Annotated in this window: 13 protein-coding genes and 1 pseudogene; 5 read left to right on the top strand and 9 right to left on the bottom strand. The window is 61.2% G+C overall.

Going from position 1 to position 16,095, the window contains the following annotated elements:
* Window positions 1–64 precede the first annotated feature (64 nt).
* Complete coding sequence (locus BWR59_RS25785) at window positions 65–1,456, bottom strand: aldehyde dehydrogenase family protein (protein WP_081568512.1); 1,392 nt, start codon at window positions 1,454–1,456, stop codon at window positions 65–67.
* 150 nt (window positions 1,457–1,606) lie between these two features.
* Here BWR59_RS25785 and BWR59_RS25780 point away from each other — a divergent pair, with 150 nt between their 5' ends.
* Window positions 1,607–2,494, top strand: coding sequence for a LysR family transcriptional regulator (locus BWR59_RS25780; protein WP_081568511.1), 888 nt, complete (start codon window positions 1,607–1,609; stop codon window positions 2,492–2,494).
* A gap of 1 nt (window position 2,495) precedes the next feature.
* Here the strand turns inward: BWR59_RS25780 and BWR59_RS25775 are convergent, their stop codons facing one another.
* From BWR59_RS25775 to BWR59_RS25740, 8 genes and pseudogenes are all read right to left on the bottom strand, one after another.
* Window positions 2,496–3,188, bottom strand: a complete 693-nt coding sequence (locus BWR59_RS25775) for a dihydrofolate reductase family protein (RefSeq protein ID WP_081568641.1) — start codon at window positions 3,186–3,188, stop codon at window positions 2,496–2,498.
* A 105-nt stretch (window positions 3,189–3,293) separates the two neighbouring features.
* Window positions 3,294–3,692, bottom strand: coding sequence for a RidA family protein (locus BWR59_RS25770; protein ID WP_081568510.1), 399 nt, complete (start codon window positions 3,690–3,692; stop codon window positions 3,294–3,296).
* Window positions 3,693–3,815: 123 nt separating this feature from the next.
* A complete protein-coding gene (locus tag BWR59_RS25765) occupies window positions 3,816–4,094 on the bottom strand; it encodes a DUF2790 domain-containing protein (protein WP_081568509.1) in 279 nt (92 codons plus the stop codon).
* Window positions 4,095–4,431: 337 nt separating this feature from the next.
* Window positions 4,432–4,866 carry a phage infection protein gene (locus BWR59_RS32960; protein ID WP_230982094.1) on the bottom strand — a complete coding sequence of 145 codons (435 nt, stop codon included), beginning with the start codon at window positions 4,864–4,866 and terminating at the stop codon, window positions 4,432–4,434.
* Window positions 4,849–5,061: pseudogene (locus tag BWR59_RS32955) on the bottom strand (hypothetical protein); the annotation flags it as partial. The pseudogene BWR59_RS32955 and the gene BWR59_RS32960, both read right to left, overlap by 18 nt.
* Before the next feature lie 974 nt (window positions 5,062–6,035).
* Window positions 6,036–6,860, bottom strand: coding sequence for a transglycosylase SLT domain-containing protein (locus tag BWR59_RS25750; protein WP_081568640.1), 825 nt, complete (start codon window positions 6,858–6,860; stop codon window positions 6,036–6,038).
* Window positions 6,861–7,047: 187 nt separating this feature from the next.
* Window positions 7,048–9,090, bottom strand: coding sequence for a type III effector HrpK domain-containing protein (locus BWR59_RS25745; RefSeq protein WP_081568508.1), 2,043 nt, complete (start codon window positions 9,088–9,090; stop codon window positions 7,048–7,050).
* A gap of 528 nt (window positions 9,091–9,618) precedes the next feature.
* Entirely contained in the window at window positions 9,619–10,173 is a 555-nt protein-coding gene (locus BWR59_RS25740; protein WP_081568507.1) for an RNA polymerase sigma factor, read from the bottom strand.
* 243 nt (window positions 10,174–10,416) lie between these two features.
* Here BWR59_RS25740 and sctW point away from each other — a divergent pair, with 243 nt between their 5' ends.
* The 4 genes from sctW to BWR59_RS25720 are packed head-to-tail and all read left to right on the top strand — an operon-like array spanning window position 10,417 to window position 15,988.
* A complete protein-coding gene (gene sctW, locus BWR59_RS25735) occupies window positions 10,417–11,529 on the top strand; it encodes a type III secretion system gatekeeper subunit SctW (RefSeq protein WP_081568506.1) in 1,113 nt (370 codons plus the stop codon).
* On the top strand, window positions 11,529–13,658 hold the full coding sequence (gene sctV / locus BWR59_RS25730) for a type III secretion system export apparatus subunit SctV (RefSeq protein ID WP_081568505.1): 2,130 nt from the start codon (window positions 11,529–11,531) through the stop codon (window positions 13,656–13,658). The genes sctW and sctV overlap by 1 nt, the downstream gene beginning before the upstream one ends.
* Before the next feature lie 18 nt (window positions 13,659–13,676).
* Window positions 13,677–14,642: a type III secretion system inner membrane ring subunit SctD gene (gene sctD, locus BWR59_RS25725; protein WP_081568504.1), complete on the top strand. Its 966-nt coding sequence runs from the start codon at window positions 13,677–13,679 to the stop codon at window positions 14,640–14,642.
* The gene (locus BWR59_RS25720) at window positions 14,639–15,988 is read left to right on the top strand and encodes a FliI/YscN family ATPase (RefSeq protein WP_081568503.1); all 1,350 of its coding nucleotides are present in this window, start codon (window positions 14,639–14,641) and stop codon (window positions 15,986–15,988) included. Before sctD ends, BWR59_RS25720 begins: the two co-directional genes overlap by 4 nt.
* Window positions 15,989–16,095: the final 107 nt, after the last annotated feature.

The following is a 16,095-nucleotide window of genomic DNA, read 5'->3' as shown; positions in this document are numbered from 1 at the left end:
ATCAGGTTTACAACATCACGACCCTGGACAACCATGGCGCATTCATCATCCATTCAAGAGGCTATCAACGGCGGTCCAGCCACACGGTTTGGGCATTACAGAACTCGCGAATGCCGAAGTGCGACAGTTCACGGCCGAAACCGCTTTTCTTCACACCACCGATAGGCACACGGGCGTCGGAGGCGGTGTAACCGTTGATGAACACGCCACCGGTTTCCAGCTGCGCGGCGATGTCGCGGGCCTTCTCTACGTTGGCGGTCCAGACGCTGCCTGCCAGACCGAACTCGCTGTCGTTGGCCAGTTCTACTGCGTGGTCGGCATCACGGGCGACGATGATCGACGCCACCGGGCCAAACAACTCTTCTTTGAACGAGGTCATGTTCGGCGTCACGTTCGACAGGATGGTCGGTGCGTAGTAGTTGCCCTTACCTGCCAGTTTTTCACCGCCGAACAGCAGGGTCGCACCTTCGTTCACGGTCTTCTGCACTTGCCCATCGAGCTCATCGCGCAGGTCGTAGCGAGCCATCGGCCCAATGTAATTTTCTTCCACCAGCGGATCGCCGATTTTCAACGCTTTGACTGCCGCGACGAACTTCTCGGTGAACGCAGGCAACACGCTTTCTTCGACGATGATGCGCTTGGCCGCCACGCAGATCTGCCCGCTGTTCTGGTAACGGCCCACCATGGCAGCCTTCGCGGCTTCGTCCAGATCGGCATCGGCCAGCACGATGAAGGGGTCGGAGCCGCCCAGCTCCAATACGCATTTCTTCAGCGCAGCACCGGCCTGCGCGGCAATCGCGGAACCGGCGCGGACGCTGCCAGTGACGGCCACGGCGGCGATGCGCGGGTCGGCAATGGCTGCAGACACCCCTTCGTTGGTGACGTTGATCACCTCGAACACACCTTCCGGCAGACCGGCTTCGAGCCAGGCGTCGCGCAGCAGATAGGCACAGCCCATGACGTTCGGCGCGTGTTTGAGCACGTAGGTATTGCCCGCGAGAATCATCGGGATCGCGCCGCGCATGACTTGCCAGATCGGGAAGTTCCACGGCATGACCGTCAGGATCGGGCCCAGCGGCAAATAGTCGATGTAGGCCTTGTCGTTCTCGACCGGGGTCTTTTCCGGTGCCAGCATGGCCGGACCGTTTTCGGCATACCATTCGCAGGTCACTGCGCACTTCTCGATCTCGCCACGGGCCTGAGCGATCGGCTTGCCCATTTCAGCGGTGATCATCTGGGCCATGGCTTCGGCGTTGTTGCGCAGGGCCTTGGCCATTTTGCGCAACTGCTCGGCGCGCACGCTCACGGGTTGTTTGCGCCACGCCTTGAAACCGGTCGTGGTGCGGGCCAGCACCTGTTCGAGCTCGGCAGGCGTTTCGAAGGGGTACCGGGCAAAGACCTCGCCGGTGGCAGGGTTCAGCGAGATGGCGTGCGACGGGGATGCGTGTTTCGACATGACGGAAAGCCTCCTGTAGGGGTGACCTTCACCGCTGGGCACATGGCCGTTGATGAAGTCTTGAGAGCACGATAGGCTCTCGCTGAAATTTCCGATAATGAATAATTATCAACAATACATTCTCTATAAGAGAAAGATCGCGAGAGCACCATGGACCTGACCCAACTCGAGCTGTTCAAGGCCGTCGCCGAAGAAGGCAGCATCACCGCCGCCGCCCAGCGTCTGCACCGCGTGCCTTCCAACCTGACCACGCGGATCAAGCAACTGGAGCAGGAACTGGGCGTCGATCTGTTCATTCGCGAGAAGCTGCGCTTGCGTCTTTCGGCCACCGGCTGGACCTTTCTCGACTACACCCGGCGCATTCTGGAACTGGTCGAAGAAGCCAGGCAGGCGACATCGGGTTCGGAGCCGCAAGGGGTGTTTTCACTGGGCTCGATGGAAAGCACCGCTGCCGTGCGCATTCCTTCCCTGCTGGCGGATTTTCACCAGCAATATCCAAAAGTCGAACTGGATTTCACCACCGGACCTTCCGGCGACATGATTGACGGGGTGCTCTCGGGTCGCCTCAGCGCGGCCTTCGTCGACGGGCCATTGCGCCATCCGGAACTGGAAGGCATCGAACTGTTCGAGGAAGAGATGCTGCTGATCACCGCCGCCAGCCACGAACCGGTGACCCGCGCACGGGATGTCAGCAGCAAGACGGTTTACGCCTTTCGCCAGAACTGCTCGTACCGACGGCATTTCGAGGCCTGGTTCAAGGCGGACATGGCAACGCCGGGCAAGATTTTCGAAATGGAGTCCTACCACGGCATGCTTGCCTGCGTGACGGCGGGCGCAGGCGTGGCGATGGTGCCGCGCAGCATGCTGGAAAGCATGCCCGGCAGCCGCAACGTCAACGCCTACCCGTTGAGCGAAGAGTTTCGCTACCTGAACATCTGGCTGACCTGGCGCCGCGGCGTGCGTTCGCCTGCACTGAATGCGTTCATCGATCGGGTACAAACGGCCGTGGGGCGTGAACTGACGCCGGAAGTGGCTTGAATCAAGCCGCGCCTGCGGTGTAACGCAACCAGACCGCGCCGCCTTCCTGCACTTGCGCCGAGGACAGGGTCAGGTGCGCGGGTTGCTTCCAGGCATTCGGCGCCACTTCGAACGACGCCGGATGCGCTCCCCGGCCATCTACCAGTGGCAGGATCAGCACGCTGACTTCGTCCACCAGCCCGGCATTGACGAACGAGCCACTGACATGGGGCCCGCCTTCGACGATCAGGCGCTTGCAGCCCAGCTCCGAGGCGAGAATGTCGACCACCTTGTGCAGGTCGATGTCGCGCTCGCCGGCAAAAATGTACGAGACCTCGATGGACTGCAGGTAAGCCAGATAGTCATCGCTCACCGCTTCGGTCAGCACCTCGACCACATGCGAATCCAGTGCCTGGTTGTTCTTCCAGCCCACCTTGCCATGAGGGTCGATCGAGACCGCATACGCCTTGGCATCGCGGTCGGCAAAATGATGGGTGCGAGGGATGGCTGACTTGGCCAGCCCCGTCGGATAACCCTCATCATGGGCAATCTCCTGCATCGTCACCCGCCCGCAGATCCACGCATCGAACTCGAACGTCTGCGCCAGTTTCTCGTACAAGTCGCCTGCGGCTTTTTTGAAGGGTCGGTCCCAGCCGTCGGTGAGGGCGTGGCCATCGAGAGACGACATCATGTGGCAGATGACATAGGGCTTCATGGCGAAATCCATTGGTGATTGATCGATGTAAAACCGACCTTGATGCCAAGGCGATAGTTCAGCGAGAGGCGATCACTTTCCCAGGAAGCGCCAGGTAGCGCCTTTTCAGCCCTCGCGTCGCACCGCCACGCACTTGATCTCCACCAGCAGCCCCGGATGCGCGAGCTCGCTGACGCCAATGCAGGTCCAGGCACAGGTGCCCTTGGGAAACAGACGATTCTTCACTTCACGAAACACCGCCATGTGCCGGGACATCCCTACGTGATAGGTGGTCATGTCGACGATATCTTCAAAGCCGCAACCACCGGCCTCCAGCACGCTGCGAAGGTTTTCCCAGGCCGCGATGAATTGCTCCTCGGGATCTTCGATGACCTGCAGGTCGGTGGTTCTGCCCACCTGCCCGGCGCAGTACAGCGTCTGGCCGACCTTGACGGCAGGCGCATACCCGGCGCGATCGACGATTGTTTGCATGGCGTGTGGAACGATAATGTTGCGGTCAGTCACGGGTGGTCTCCGGTTATAAATAAACCGAATCTACCAGCTTCACTTTCTGCGGGAATAAAAAAACGCTGCATTGAATGCAGCGTTTCTGTGTGCAGCTATCGACATAACTCACTACCGAATCAATCAACCGTTCTGACGGCCGTAACCCATGGTGGTGTATTCCAGGCTGTGCGAAACACCCGAGCCGTCGATGTACACCATTGTCGACTTGACCAGACCATCAACTTTCTCAGGGTCCTGAGCGGTGGTTACGCTGGTGACCTTGGCAACGTCGATGCCCTTGTGACGATTGTATTGCTCGACCTGAGTCAGCGGTTGCGCGCCGGTTTGAGTGTCGGCAAGCACGTTGGCCGAAGCAAAAGCAGCAAATACCGAAAGTGCAGCGAAGGCTAAAGTTTTCATTTTTTCAATCTCCAGAATCGTCGTTTAAGTAGTCAGTAAGCAAAGCGTGTGTTCGTTTGCTTCTGGAACCGATTCTGGGCGATTGTTCTCGAGAGGGTAAATATTTAGCGTCGATAGGACACATCAGCGGCATCGATAACTGAACATTGTTTCATTATGGGTAATAGAGTCTTGTCTTGATTGATTGCAAACGTGGAATCCGCCCGCACTACCCCTTGATGAATGTCCGCCACTGCCTTCGCACTTGCGCGGGGCGGACACGTCTTTGAGGCCACGGAAATCCGGGCAAAAAAAACGGCCATCGCGCAGTGACACGCAATGGCCGCCTTCGGGGTGGTTATCGAGTGAGGCGGTCGTAATCCACTTCACCAGCGACTTCACGGAAGTTCATGTGGTTCAGCTCTTTCGCGCCGATGCGCGAAGCGCCGGTCTTGTCGGAGCCATCGGAAGCCAGGCCGCGTTCAGGCTGGCCATTGGCGGCGACCGAGTTGGCACCCACGTGATCAGCGCCGTCAGCGGCGACACGATTGGCGCCCACGCGATCCGCACCGTCAGCGGCTACACGGTTTGCGCCCACACGATCAGCACCGTCAGCGGCTACACGGTTTGCGCCCACACGATCAGCACCATCAGCGGCTACACGATTGGCACCTACACGATCAGCACCGTCAGCGGCTACACGATTGGCGCCAACGCGGTCTGCGCCATCGGCTGCTACAGCGTTAGCGCCGACATGATCCGCCCCATCAGCTGCAACACGGTTCGCACCCACGCGATCCGCACCATCCGCCGCAACACGATTGGCGCCAACGCGGTCTGCGCCATCGGCAGCAACACGATTCGCACCCACGCGATCCGCACCATCGGCTGCAACACGGTTCGCACCCACGCGATCCGCCCCATCAGCTGCAACACGGTTCGCACCCACGCGATCCGCACCATCCGCCGCAACACGATTTGCGCCGACGCGATCTGCGCCATCGGCTGCTACAGCGTTAGCGCCGACATGATCCGCACCATCGGCTGCAACTCGATTTGCGCCCACGCGATCTGCGCCATCCGCCGCTACACGATTGGCACCCACGCGATCAGCACCATCGGCAGCCAGCTTGTTGGCGCCCACATGGTCAGATCCATCGGCGGCGGTCGCATTGGCGCCGACATGATCGGCACCATCAGAAGCCGTGGCATTGGCGCCGACATGGTCAGCGCCGTCCGATGCCGTCCGGTTCGGCCCGACCTTTTCCGAGCCGTATTCGGCAACCGTCTTGTCCTCATTCACATCAGAGGCCGCGTACGCGGCGGACACACCCAAGGCCAGTACGGAAACCGTCAGGCCCCAAATCAATTGTCTCTTCATAACCGATTGCTCCAAGTGTCATGTCGGTCGATGCGAGCAAGATGCTCGTACGGTTGCCTGCCTCGACAATAAATAAGTCACTCTTTAAACAAAGAACGACGGTTATTCCTGATCTGCACGTTTGCGTGAACACAGACAGCGAGTGTGTTGAGCCGAGCCGTTACGGGATAACGCCAACACGCGCATCTGTTCAGGGTAGTCCGAACCTGGGGTTTGCGCCCGTCTGTACGGGACGATCCGCCAAATGGCGATTCATTTCACCATTGACCGATTCGATTCAACACGATGCCATTAGTTCGCCAGAGTTGAATAAAAGCATGATCAGGCAAGTTTGCCCAATCACACCTAAGTATAAAGTTTCTATCCCTTATTCGAAGGCAAGTCACCGTCATAACTGAACGATGCGCACCAACAAAGTGCAACTCAAATTAAGCGAGTTGGAACGCCGTCGTGAAAGCCCGCATAACTCATTGATTCAATGACAATCCATCTTGAAACGACAAAGCGGCGTTGCCCGAAAGCGCCGCCGCCGTTGATTGTCGCGTTGCGAATAGAGCGCCCGACGCGCAGCACCGATGTGGTCAGGCCGGGAGTTGGCCCTGACCGCTTTCAATGATTTTCGCGAAGTTCATGACGTTATCCACGTACTTCGGATCCCCCACACCACCGGCATCGGACAGGTTGCCGCTGACCTTGTCAGGGCCTGAGTTATAGGCACGCAATGCCGAGCCCCAATCGCCGAAGGCCTTCTGCTGATCGCGCATGTACAGGGCGCCCGCCATGATGTTGTCGTGGGCGTTGTTCACATCGGCGTTGCCGAGCAGGTCGGGGTTTTCTTTCTTCAGGCCCGCGAAGGTGTCCGCATTGACCTGCATCAGCCCGGCATCGGTCTTGCCATTGACGTTGGTGGTGTCCTGCCCCAACTGGCCGCGGGATTCGGCCCAGATCTGCCCGGCCAGAATGCTGGGAGGCACGCCGGTCGCTTTTGAGGCGTCCATGATGTCGGCGCGGTAGGGTTCCAGCTGCTTGGGCAGATGCAGATCGCCGGAACCGGTGAGCGAGGTGTCTCCTGTGACCGAGTGGGCGGCATTGCTCGCTGGCGCACCGACACCGCCACCCTCGCCTACGGAACCGCCACCGCCCTGGCCGCCACCGCCGGCAGCCTCGGCGCCGCCACCGCCTCCTGCGCCACCACTGTTCTGCGCCGCCAGGTTATTGGTGTTCGGTTGATTCGGGTTGTTCTGCATGAGCATCTGCATCAGTTCCATCAGCAGGCTCATGATCTGCTGAACCATGCTCATCTGGTTATTGTTGCCTGACGCAGGGTCCGCCGCATTGACCTGAGGGTCCTGGCTGTTGGGTGGCGCGAAGTTGACTTGCGATTGTATGGGGTTGTTGAACAGCAGCGTGCCCGGATCAATGGCCTGATTGCCGCCACCACCGCCCAAGGCGTTGTGCTGCCCATGTTTGCCGCTCAGGGACGAGAAATCCGTGGGCATGGCGTTGGGGTCCTGCATCGGGCGAAGTGACGAAACACCGATACTCATGGTCGTTTACCTCTTTCTGGTCAGGGGAGTTTCAAAGACTCTGGGGTCAATGCGCCTTGGGAATGCCGAACTGGTCCAGCACCGGATCGACGTTGTGATCGAACGCTTTCTGCGCCTTGTGTTTCTTCACCGCTTCGATGATGGCCGAGATGCCGAAACCCAGACTCATGGCGGCGTCGGCGATCCAGCCCACTACCGGAATCGAGGCACCGATCGCTGCGCCCGCCGCCATGCCTGCCGCTTCGCCGACGACCATCCCCGCGACCCGACCTCCGACTTTGGCCGCGACTTCACCCAGGCCCGCACGGCCAGCAGACTTGGCCACGGCGTCATAGCCGTCCTTGGCGGCTGAAAGCCCCGATCTGGTGTCGTCGTAAATGGTTTTGGCGGTGTCAGCCTTGCTCTTGTGGGGCTGGTCTTTGGCGGCATCGCCTTCGCTGCGGCTGCGCTCGTAGGCGTCCTGAATCCGCCCCTGCAAGTCAGGCCGGTTACCGAGAATCTGGTCGGCGGTGGGGACGTTGGCGTTGTCGCCCAACAAGTCTCTCTGCATCTGCAACTGCGCTGACAAGCCACCGATGGCGTTGCTGTAATCGGGGTTGGGTTGGTCTTTCTTGACAGCTTTGTCTGCGCTGGCCATATCGGTCTGCAGGGCCTGGCCGTTGTTGACCTTCTGCATCTGTTCATTGACCGCTTTTTGCAGCTGCGGCGTGCTGCCGACCAGGGCGCGGGACTGTTGCGGGATCTGCTTGTCGAGAAACGCCTGCACGTCAGGATCGGCCTGTAGCTGGGCAATCTTCTCGGCCAGTGCGTCCTCGGTTTTCTCGGTCTTGCGCAGGTCATGCCCGGCAACAACGCTCTGCTGGGTCTGCTGCAACTTGACCATGACGGCGGCTTTCTGCTCGCCGCTGTAGGCCGATGGATTGTCGAAAACATCCTTGCCGAGCTTGCTGATGTCAGTGTTGGCGACGGAATTGAGGGTGGCCGCGTCGCTCAACACACTGGCGAATTCGCCACCATTGGTCGGCGCCTGCTTCTTGATCCAGTCGCTGATGTTGCTGGCACTGAACAGCTTGTCCGGGCTGTGAGCGGCGAGCGACCGGCCCTCCAGACCACCCTGATCGATCTGCGTGAGAAACCCCGGCTGCGACCAGGTTTTCGCCGACTGCTTGAGCGCGCCGGCGAGGCCTGGGTTGTCGTTCTGGATCGCCTTGAGGCCATCGGCGCTGGTCAGGCCATCGACTTTGGTTTCGCCTTCGGTGGCCAGGGCGTGCTTCGGGTCGGCGGCTTTGGTCAGCGGTTCGTTAGCCCGCATCAACGCGGCACTGCGCACCATTTCCAGTGACTGCGGATCGGCATCGGGATGATATTTCCGGTAATTGGCGACGTCTTTGTCAGCGCTGTCGGCGGCCTTTTGCATGTTCTTGGCGAAGGCCTTGAGGTCGCCGTCGGTGATCTTGCCGTCTGCCTTGCCACCATGTTTGCCGGTATCGACTGCGGTTTTCAGCGCCGGATTGGCGTTGATGAAGTCCATGGCCTTGGCGGCATCAGGGCCTTTTTCAGCCGCCATGCGCGCGGCGGCAATGGGCCGGTTGAGCTCTTTGGCCGCCTGTTCGCGCTGATCCGGTGGCAAGTTCGCAACCATCGGCGCCCAGCGCTCCAGCTCCTTGGGCGTGGAGTATTTAGAGTCGTCGAGAAAGCTCGCGTCGGTGGCTTTGGGCTGATCGGCCGGTTTGGCCGTGCCAGTGGCCGTAGCTGTATTGACGTCACTGACGGCGGTGGCTTTGCTGGCGGGCGCTGAGCCTTGAGCCGGTAGCGATTGATTGGCGGGCGTACTTGCCCCGGGTGGGGTTTGCGCATTGCCCTTGAACAGTTGGATCAGCAGCGACAGCAGCTGCTTTTCCGTCGACTCGACACCGGTTTGAGGCTGCGCAGCGGCACCGAATTGCACATTGGCACTGGACGCCCCTGGCTGGGCGACCATCGTCTTCGCAGAGTCGAGCGCTGATCGACCGTGCGGCGATTGCCTGATCGAATCGCCATGATCGGGTTGAGGCGCGATGCCGCTGAACGGGCTGTTCGAAATACGCATGAGGGTCGCCATCCGGGAATGAAGGATGGCAACTGTGTGGTCGGAAACGGCAGTCGGTTCCGGTAAATGTTTGGTTTTATTTCGTTGTTATGAGTCCCCCGGACCGCAAGTCCTAGTAGCAGTCCGGCTTGCCGGCAGGGGCGGTTTCATTGGCGCTTGCGCGGGAAAGCCGGGCTGCTACAGCGACGGATCTGCCAGCGGTTTCAACTGATGATCACCTGAAAACCCTGTGCCAGAGCCCTCCCACGCCCCATCAATCTGGTTGATGACCACCATAAAGCCGATTGTCTTCAGGTTTTTTGGGCCTCGCGTAACATCGCCACATCACTTACCGCCCCACTGCTCACCTGAAGGACTACCGACCATGACTTTCCATCTGATCAACGCCGCCGTTCTCTGCGCCGCTACCATCTTCCTGGTCAACCGCGCCTTCGCACTGTACGACCTGGTCAACGCAGCGACCGTTTCCGAGCACATCTGAAACGGCCGCGCCGCCCCGGTTGTGCCCGGCAAACGCTGAGGCCGGCTTCAGGCGAACGGGTCCATCTGCCGCTTCAATTGCTCCCTTGCCCGAGACAAACGCGAACGCACCGTGCCGATCGGCACCCCCAGCGACGTCGCCGTCTCCTGATAGTTGCCGTCCATTTCCAGTGACACCTCGATCACCTGCTGCATGTTCGACGGCAGTGTGCCGATGGCCTTGACCACGCGCACCAGTTGCCGGTGGCCGTCTACCTGGTGGCCGATGTCGCCCTGGCTTTCGAGTTCGGTGTGGGTGTGGTCCTCCCAGCTTTCCTGATAAGGCTGGCGATACATCTTGCGAAAGTGATTACGGATCAGGTTAAGCGCGATCCCGCATAGCCATGTCTGTGGTTTGCTCGCGTTCTGGAATTTGTGCTCGCTGCGCAGCGCCTCAAGAAAAGTGCATTGCAGGATGTCGTCGACATCGTCCGGATTCATCACCCTCTTCTGAATGAACCCACGAATCATCTTCACCTGATCGCTGGTCAACTGCCGAATACCAGGCGCCGGCTGACGACGGGTTGGGGAATCAATGTCGAGTATCGCTAGGCTTTGAAACATCAGGGCTCTTCCTTGTTTGAAGTGTGTTAGCCCTATAGCGATATGCATGCCACCCGATAAAGCTTCTCAACTTGCTGATTTATATAGCTAAATATTTTTAACAGAGATATCACTGTGCAAAATCTTGCGCGAAGGCACTGATTCTCAGACGGTTTTTGGCACAGATTCGTCGAATGCCGGGTTGATGGAACCGGACACCCCGCACGACCACTCAGAGCGCATGACCACGCTCAGAACCGTCCTATGAAAATCACCGCCCCAGCTGCTCCTCAAGCGCTGCACAGCCCTGCGCCTGCACCCGCGAGCAATAACGCAGCGCCGGTCACGCCTTTGCGCAGCAACACGGCCAACACGGGCGGAACCTCGCCCCAGCAGGTCTCGCGGCTCGCCGCCGCCCTGGTGCAGCAAAGCCGTGGTTTGAGCCAGCGCGAACTGATCGCCGGCAGCAACGCGCTGCAATCGCGAGCGGTGAAACTCGGCGAACTGTATTCACTGTTGATGGGCACCCAGGACACTGGTTTGGACGACGCCGCGCGCAACATGCGCAAGCAATTGCAGAAACAGCGGGCCGCCAGCCTGGCGCAGATACTGAGTTTTGCCGATGGTGATCCGGCAAAGGCCCATGTGGTGTTGCAGGCCGCGAGAAAGCAGGCGCAGGCCGATGGCGCCACCGGCGAGCATGTGCTGCTGACCCAACAGCTGAAGCTGCTGCGGCGCAAGTACGGCAAACGTGCTCGCGCAGGCACCAACAGCGCCAAGGGGTTCGCCAGATCCGGGGTCGACAGCAAGCGGCGTGGCGCGGTGCGCAACCTGTATGGCGTCGCGGTTTGCGGTCAACAGAACATCACCGGGCTGATCGATGCGCTGCTCAGCGAGCAGGAGGAAGCCGGCGGCTTCGAACTCGATCTGCGGGACATGCGCAGCGCCATCGCCGACGATTTTTCGGCCCTCACCCCTTCTACCTCGGCGCAACAGTTGCGCACCTTGATGCACGGCCTGAACACCGCGCGTCACGTCGCAACCCTGCTGCAAGGCTGCGAGCATCTGTTGGGCCGCATGCGCAACAAGAACCCCGGCCTGCAAGTCGATCCCGCCGCCTTTCTCAAGCACCTGCTGGCGCTCTCGGGCAAAGGCATGAGCCTTAACGAAACCCTGCAACTGACCCAACACATCGGCGGCCCGCAACTCAGGCATCAGTTGGCATTCCTCAATGGCCTGCGGCCGATGCTGCAACAGCTGCCGGTTCTGCTCTGGCGCGACATGAAAAGCCGGCAGAACGCACTGGGCAATCTGCTCATTCTCATGGCCGAACTGACTCGGCAGGAACAGAACCAGCTCCAGGGGGGCCTCGCCTGATGGATCGTGTCATCAACCTGCTCAACCAGCTCGCGCTCGCGGCCATGCGTCGTTCCGAAATCGTCGGCGCATTCGTGGTCATCGCCATCGTATTCATGATGATCACGCCGTTGCCCACCGGCCTGGTGGACGTGCTGATCGCGATCAACATCTGCATCTCGTGCCTGCTGATCATGCTCGCCATGCATTTACCAAGGCCGCTGGCGTTCTCGACCTTCCCGGCGGTGCTGCTGCTGACCACCATGTTCCGGCTGGCGCTGTCGATTTCCACCACCCGCCTGATCCTGCTCAATCAGGACGCCGGGCATATCGTCGAGGCGTTCGGTCAATTCGTGGTCGGCGGCAACCTGGCGGTGGGCATGGTGATTTTCCTGATCCTCACGGTGGTCAACTTTCTGGTGATCACCAAGGGTTCAGAGCGGGTTGCCGAAGTCGGTGCGCGCTTCACCCTGGATGCGATGCCCGGCAAACAGATGTCCATTGACAGCGACTTGCGCGCCAACCTGATCAGTGTGTTCGAAGCCCGCAGGCGGCGTTCCGAACTGGGCAAGGAAAGCCAGCTGTTCGGCGCCATGGACGGCGCGATGAAGTTCGTCAACGGCGACGCCATCGCCAGCCTGATCATCGTCGCCATCAACATGATCGGCGGCATCGCCATCGGCGTGGTGCAGCACAACATGAGCGCGGGCGACGCGTTACAGGTCTACACCGTGCTGACCATCGGCGACGGCCTGATCGCGCAGATTCCGGCGCTGCTGATCTCGGTCACCTGCGGCATGATCATCACCCGCGTGCCTGATGAAGACCGCGCCGAAGCCAACATCGGACGCCAGATCGCCGAGCAGATCACCAGCCAGCCCAAAGCCTGGATCATCGCCGCTGTGGCGATGCTCGGGTTCGCCGCCCTGCCCGGCATGCCGACGGCGGTGTTCATCGTCATTGCGATCATTTGTGGCTGCGGCGGGCTGTTGCAGTTGCAACGGGCAAAACCCAAGGCCGAACAGGCCCAGGCGGCCGCCGTCGCGCCCGAGATGAATGGCCGCGAAGACCTGCGCACCTTCTCCCCCAGCCGCCAGTTCGTGCTGCAGTTTCACCCCAGCCAGAACCCGGCGCAGATCGAAGCGCTGGTCAGCGAGATTCGCCAGCGGCGCAATCGGCTGGTGGTGCAGTACGGTCTGACGCTGCCCTCGTTCATCATCGAGCAGGCCGAGCACCTGCCCCCGGACGAATTCCGCTTTTCGGTCTATGAGGTGCCGTTGCTCAAGGCAACTTTCACCCAAAGCCATGTCGCGGTGGACGCGCGCGCGCTCGACGCATCGCCCGACAGCGCGGTATACGGCAGCACCGAGCGCCAGGAGGGCCAGTGGGCATGGCTGCCGGCGGACGCCCCTGAACTGCTGGACCAGCATGTCGAGCGGGTCGATGCCATGACGTTGATCATCGAGCGCATGGAGCGCGCGTTGCAGTCCTGTGGCCCGCAGTTCATCGGGCTGCAAGAGACCAAGGCGATCCTCGGCTGGCTGGAAAGCGAACAACCGGAGCTCGCGCAGGAGATGCAGCGGGTCCTGCCATTGGCGCGGTTCTCGGCGGTCTTGCAGCGCCTGGCCTCCGAATGCGTACCGCTGCGGGCGATCCGGGTGATCGCCGAAACCCTGATCGAACACGGCCAGCACGAACGGGAAGTGACGGTGCTTGCCGACTATGTGCGCATCGCCCTGAAGTCGCAGATCTACCACCAGTATCGCGGCGCCGAGGGCTTGCTGGTCTGGGTGCTGACTCCGGAAAGCGAAGGCATCCTGCGCGACGCGCTGCGTCAGACCCAGACCGAAACCTTCTTTGCCCTGAGCAACGAAACCAGCCAGTTGCTGGTGCAACAGCTGCACATCGCCTTCCCGTTGCGCGCGGCCGAACAGGCCGTGTTGCTGGTGGCGCAAGATTTGCGCAGCCCGCTGCGGACCCTGCTGCAGGAGGAGTTTTATCACGTGCCGGTGCTGTCGTTCGCTGAAATCAGCAACGCGGCGCAGGTCAAGGTGTTGGGCCGGTTCGAGCTGGAAGACGACCTCGAAGAGGCATTCGAGGATGAGCACGATCAAGGCCTCGACGCGCTGGACAACGAGGACGCGGCTTGAGTACCTGGAGAATCGCGCATGTTTGAATTACGGGTATTGACCGGCCTGCATCAGGGCGCGGCGTTGCCACTGGTGGGCGAGCAATGGTCGATCGGTTCGGATGCCGAACAGGACCTGGCCCTGCACGATCCCGGCGTCGAACAGCTGCATTGCCGGCTGCGACGTCAGGGCGACAGCTGGGCGTTGAACGCCGCCGACGGCAGCATCTGTGACGAGGAAGGTCATCGCCATGCAACTGCCGAACTGACGCCCAACAGGGCGTTCGTGCTCGGTTCGGTGTGGCTCTGCGTTTCCCCCGCCGAAGACGCCTGGCCGTCGGTTCCGGCGCTGATCCCGCCCCCTGCACCCGAGCCGCAACCGGAGCCTGCGGTCAGCGCGCCGCCGCTGGAGAAAATCGAATCGCGCTCACGCATTCTCAACCGCACCACCGGGATCGTGATCGGCGTGTTGCTGGGGATCGCCGGCAGCGCCTGGAGCCTGACCCGCAGTGCCGGTGTTGCGCCTGAGTCCGTGCCCGTCAGCGCTGTAGCTCAAAGGCCGATCCCGCCTGCAAGCAAGCCCGGATCCGCAGCCGAGCCTACGCACAAACGCATTCAACTGGCCGACCTCGAAGACACCAGACGTCAGCTCAACACCATGCTCAGCGACCGCCTTCTCAGCGAGGTCAATGTGCAGCAAACCCCCGAGGGCCTGGCACTGAGCGGCAACCTCAAGGCCGAGTCGCGGGTGGTGTATCAACGCATGCTGCAACGCTTCAAGGATCGCTACCAGTCGCCTGTCGCGTTGATCGACAACGTCAGCACCTCCAGCAACGGTCTGCCGTTCACCATCGTGCAAATCATGTCTGGGCCCCACGCGCATCTAGTCACCGCCGACGGCCACCGGTTGTATATCGGTGACGAGCTGGAAGGCCTGCGCCTGACCCGCATCGACGACAAAAGCATTCAGTTCGATGGCGATCGGCATTACGAGGTGAACTGGTGAACGCCGCCCTCGACCAATGGCAAGCCGCACATGCCAGGCGCTTGAGTTCCTTCTCTGCGGTGCAGGTGAGCGGCCGGGTCAGCGCCGTCAGCGGGATTCTGCTGGAGTGCCAGATTCCGGCGGCGAAAGTCGGGGACCTGTGCGAAGTGAGCAAAGCCGATGGCAGCACCATGCTGGCTGAGATCGTCGGTTTTACCCGCGATTGCACCCTGCTCAGCGCCCTCGGCACGCCGGACGGGATTCAGGTGGGCGCGCCTATCCGTCCTCTCGGCATGGCCCATCGCATCGGGGTCGATGACAGCCTGTTGGGCAGCGTGCTCGATGGCTTTGGCCGGCCGTTGCTGGAAGATTCCCAGGGCGCGTTTGCCGGGCCGGGTGATCGGCGCGTGACGCTGCCGGTGATCGCCGATGCGCTGCCGCCGACGCAACGCCCACGGATCACCCACGCCCTGCCCACCGGTGTGCGCGCCATCGACAGCGCGATTCTGTTGGGCGAAGGCCAGCGGGTCGGGCTGTTTGCCGGTGCCGGTTGTGGCAAGACCACGCTGATGGCCGAACTTGCGCGCAACATGGCGTGCGACGTGATCGTCTTCGGTCTGATCGGCGAGCGCGGTCGTGAACTGCGCGAGTTTCTCGATCACGAACTGGACGCCACTCTGCGCAGTCGCTCGGTGCTGGTCTGCGCGACATCCGACCGTTCCAGCATGGAACGGGCCCGGGCGGCGTTCACCGCCACGGCCATTGCCGAGGCCTATCGCGAGCGCGGCATGAAGGTGCTGCTGTTGCTGGACTCACTGACCCGGTTCGCCAGGGCCCAGCGGGAAATCGGCATTGCTGCGGGCGAACCCCTCGGGCGCGGCGGCCTGCCGCCTTCGGTATACACCTTGCTGCCGCGCCTGGTGGAACGCGCCGGGATGAGCGAGCGCGGCTCGATCACGGCGCTGTATACGGTGCTGATCGAGCAGGACTCGATGAACGATCCGGTGGCCGATGAAGTGCGTTCGTTGCTCGACGGTCACATCGTGCTGTCGCGCAAACTCGCCGAGCGCGGGCATTACCCGGCCATCGACGTGCAAGCCAGCATCAGCCGGATCCTCAGCAACGTCACCGGCCGCGAGCACCAGCAGGCCAACAACCGTTTACGACGGCTGATGGCGGCCTACCGGCAAGTGGAGATGCTCCTGCGCCTTGGCGAATACCAGCCCGGTGGCGACCCTGTGACCGATTGCGCGGTGCGACTCAACGAGCCGATCAACGCCTTCTTGCGTCAGGACTTGCGCGAACCGGTGCGGCTGCAGGACACCCTCGATGCGCTGATGCAACTGACTTCGCAGTTGCCGGAGTGATGCGATGAAAACCTCGCATGAACTTCCATTACGCCCGAACGCCACCGTGTCTTCTGGCAAGCGCAGATCCATTGTGGGAGAGAGGTTGCTCGCGAGAGCGGGCCGTC

It is taken from the genome of Pseudomonas sp. Bc-h, assembly GCF_002080045.1.
Taxonomy (GTDB): domain Bacteria; phylum Pseudomonadota; class Gammaproteobacteria; order Pseudomonadales; family Pseudomonadaceae; genus Aquipseudomonas.
Note: the sequence above shows the minus strand (reverse complement) of the source record. Positions and strands in the feature narration are given on the sequence as shown.

Bases quoted from the DNA above. Each gene is read 5' to 3' on its own strand.
- BWR59_RS25765 (WP_081568509.1), bottom strand. From the start codon at position 4,094: ATGAAAACTTTAGCCTTCGCTGCACTTTCGGTATTTGCTGCTTTTGCT.
- BWR59_RS25745 (WP_081568508.1), bottom strand. From the start codon at position 9,090: ATGCGTATTTCGAACAGCCCGTTCAGCGGCATCGCGCCTCAACCCGAT.
- sctW (WP_081568506.1), top strand. From the start codon at position 10,417: ATGAAAATCACCGCCCCAGCTGCTCCTCAAGCGCTGCACAGCCCTGCG.
- BWR59_RS25785 (WP_081568512.1), bottom strand. From the start codon at position 1,456: ATGTCGAAACACGCATCCCCGTCGCACGCCATCTCGCTGAACCCTGCC.
- sctV (WP_081568505.1), top strand. From the start codon at position 11,529: ATGGATCGTGTCATCAACCTGCTCAACCAGCTCGCGCTCGCGGCCATG.
- sctD (WP_081568504.1), top strand. From the start codon at position 13,677: ATGTTTGAATTACGGGTATTGACCGGCCTGCATCAGGGCGCGGCGTTG.
- BWR59_RS25775 (WP_081568641.1), bottom strand. From the start codon at position 3,188: ATGAAGCCCTATGTCATCTGCCACATGATGTCGTCTCTCGATGGCCAC.
- BWR59_RS25740 (WP_081568507.1), bottom strand. From the start codon at position 10,173: ATGTTTCAAAGCCTAGCGATACTCGACATTGATTCCCCAACCCGTCGT.
- BWR59_RS25780 (WP_081568511.1), top strand. From the start codon at position 1,607: ATGGACCTGACCCAACTCGAGCTGTTCAAGGCCGTCGCCGAAGAAGGC.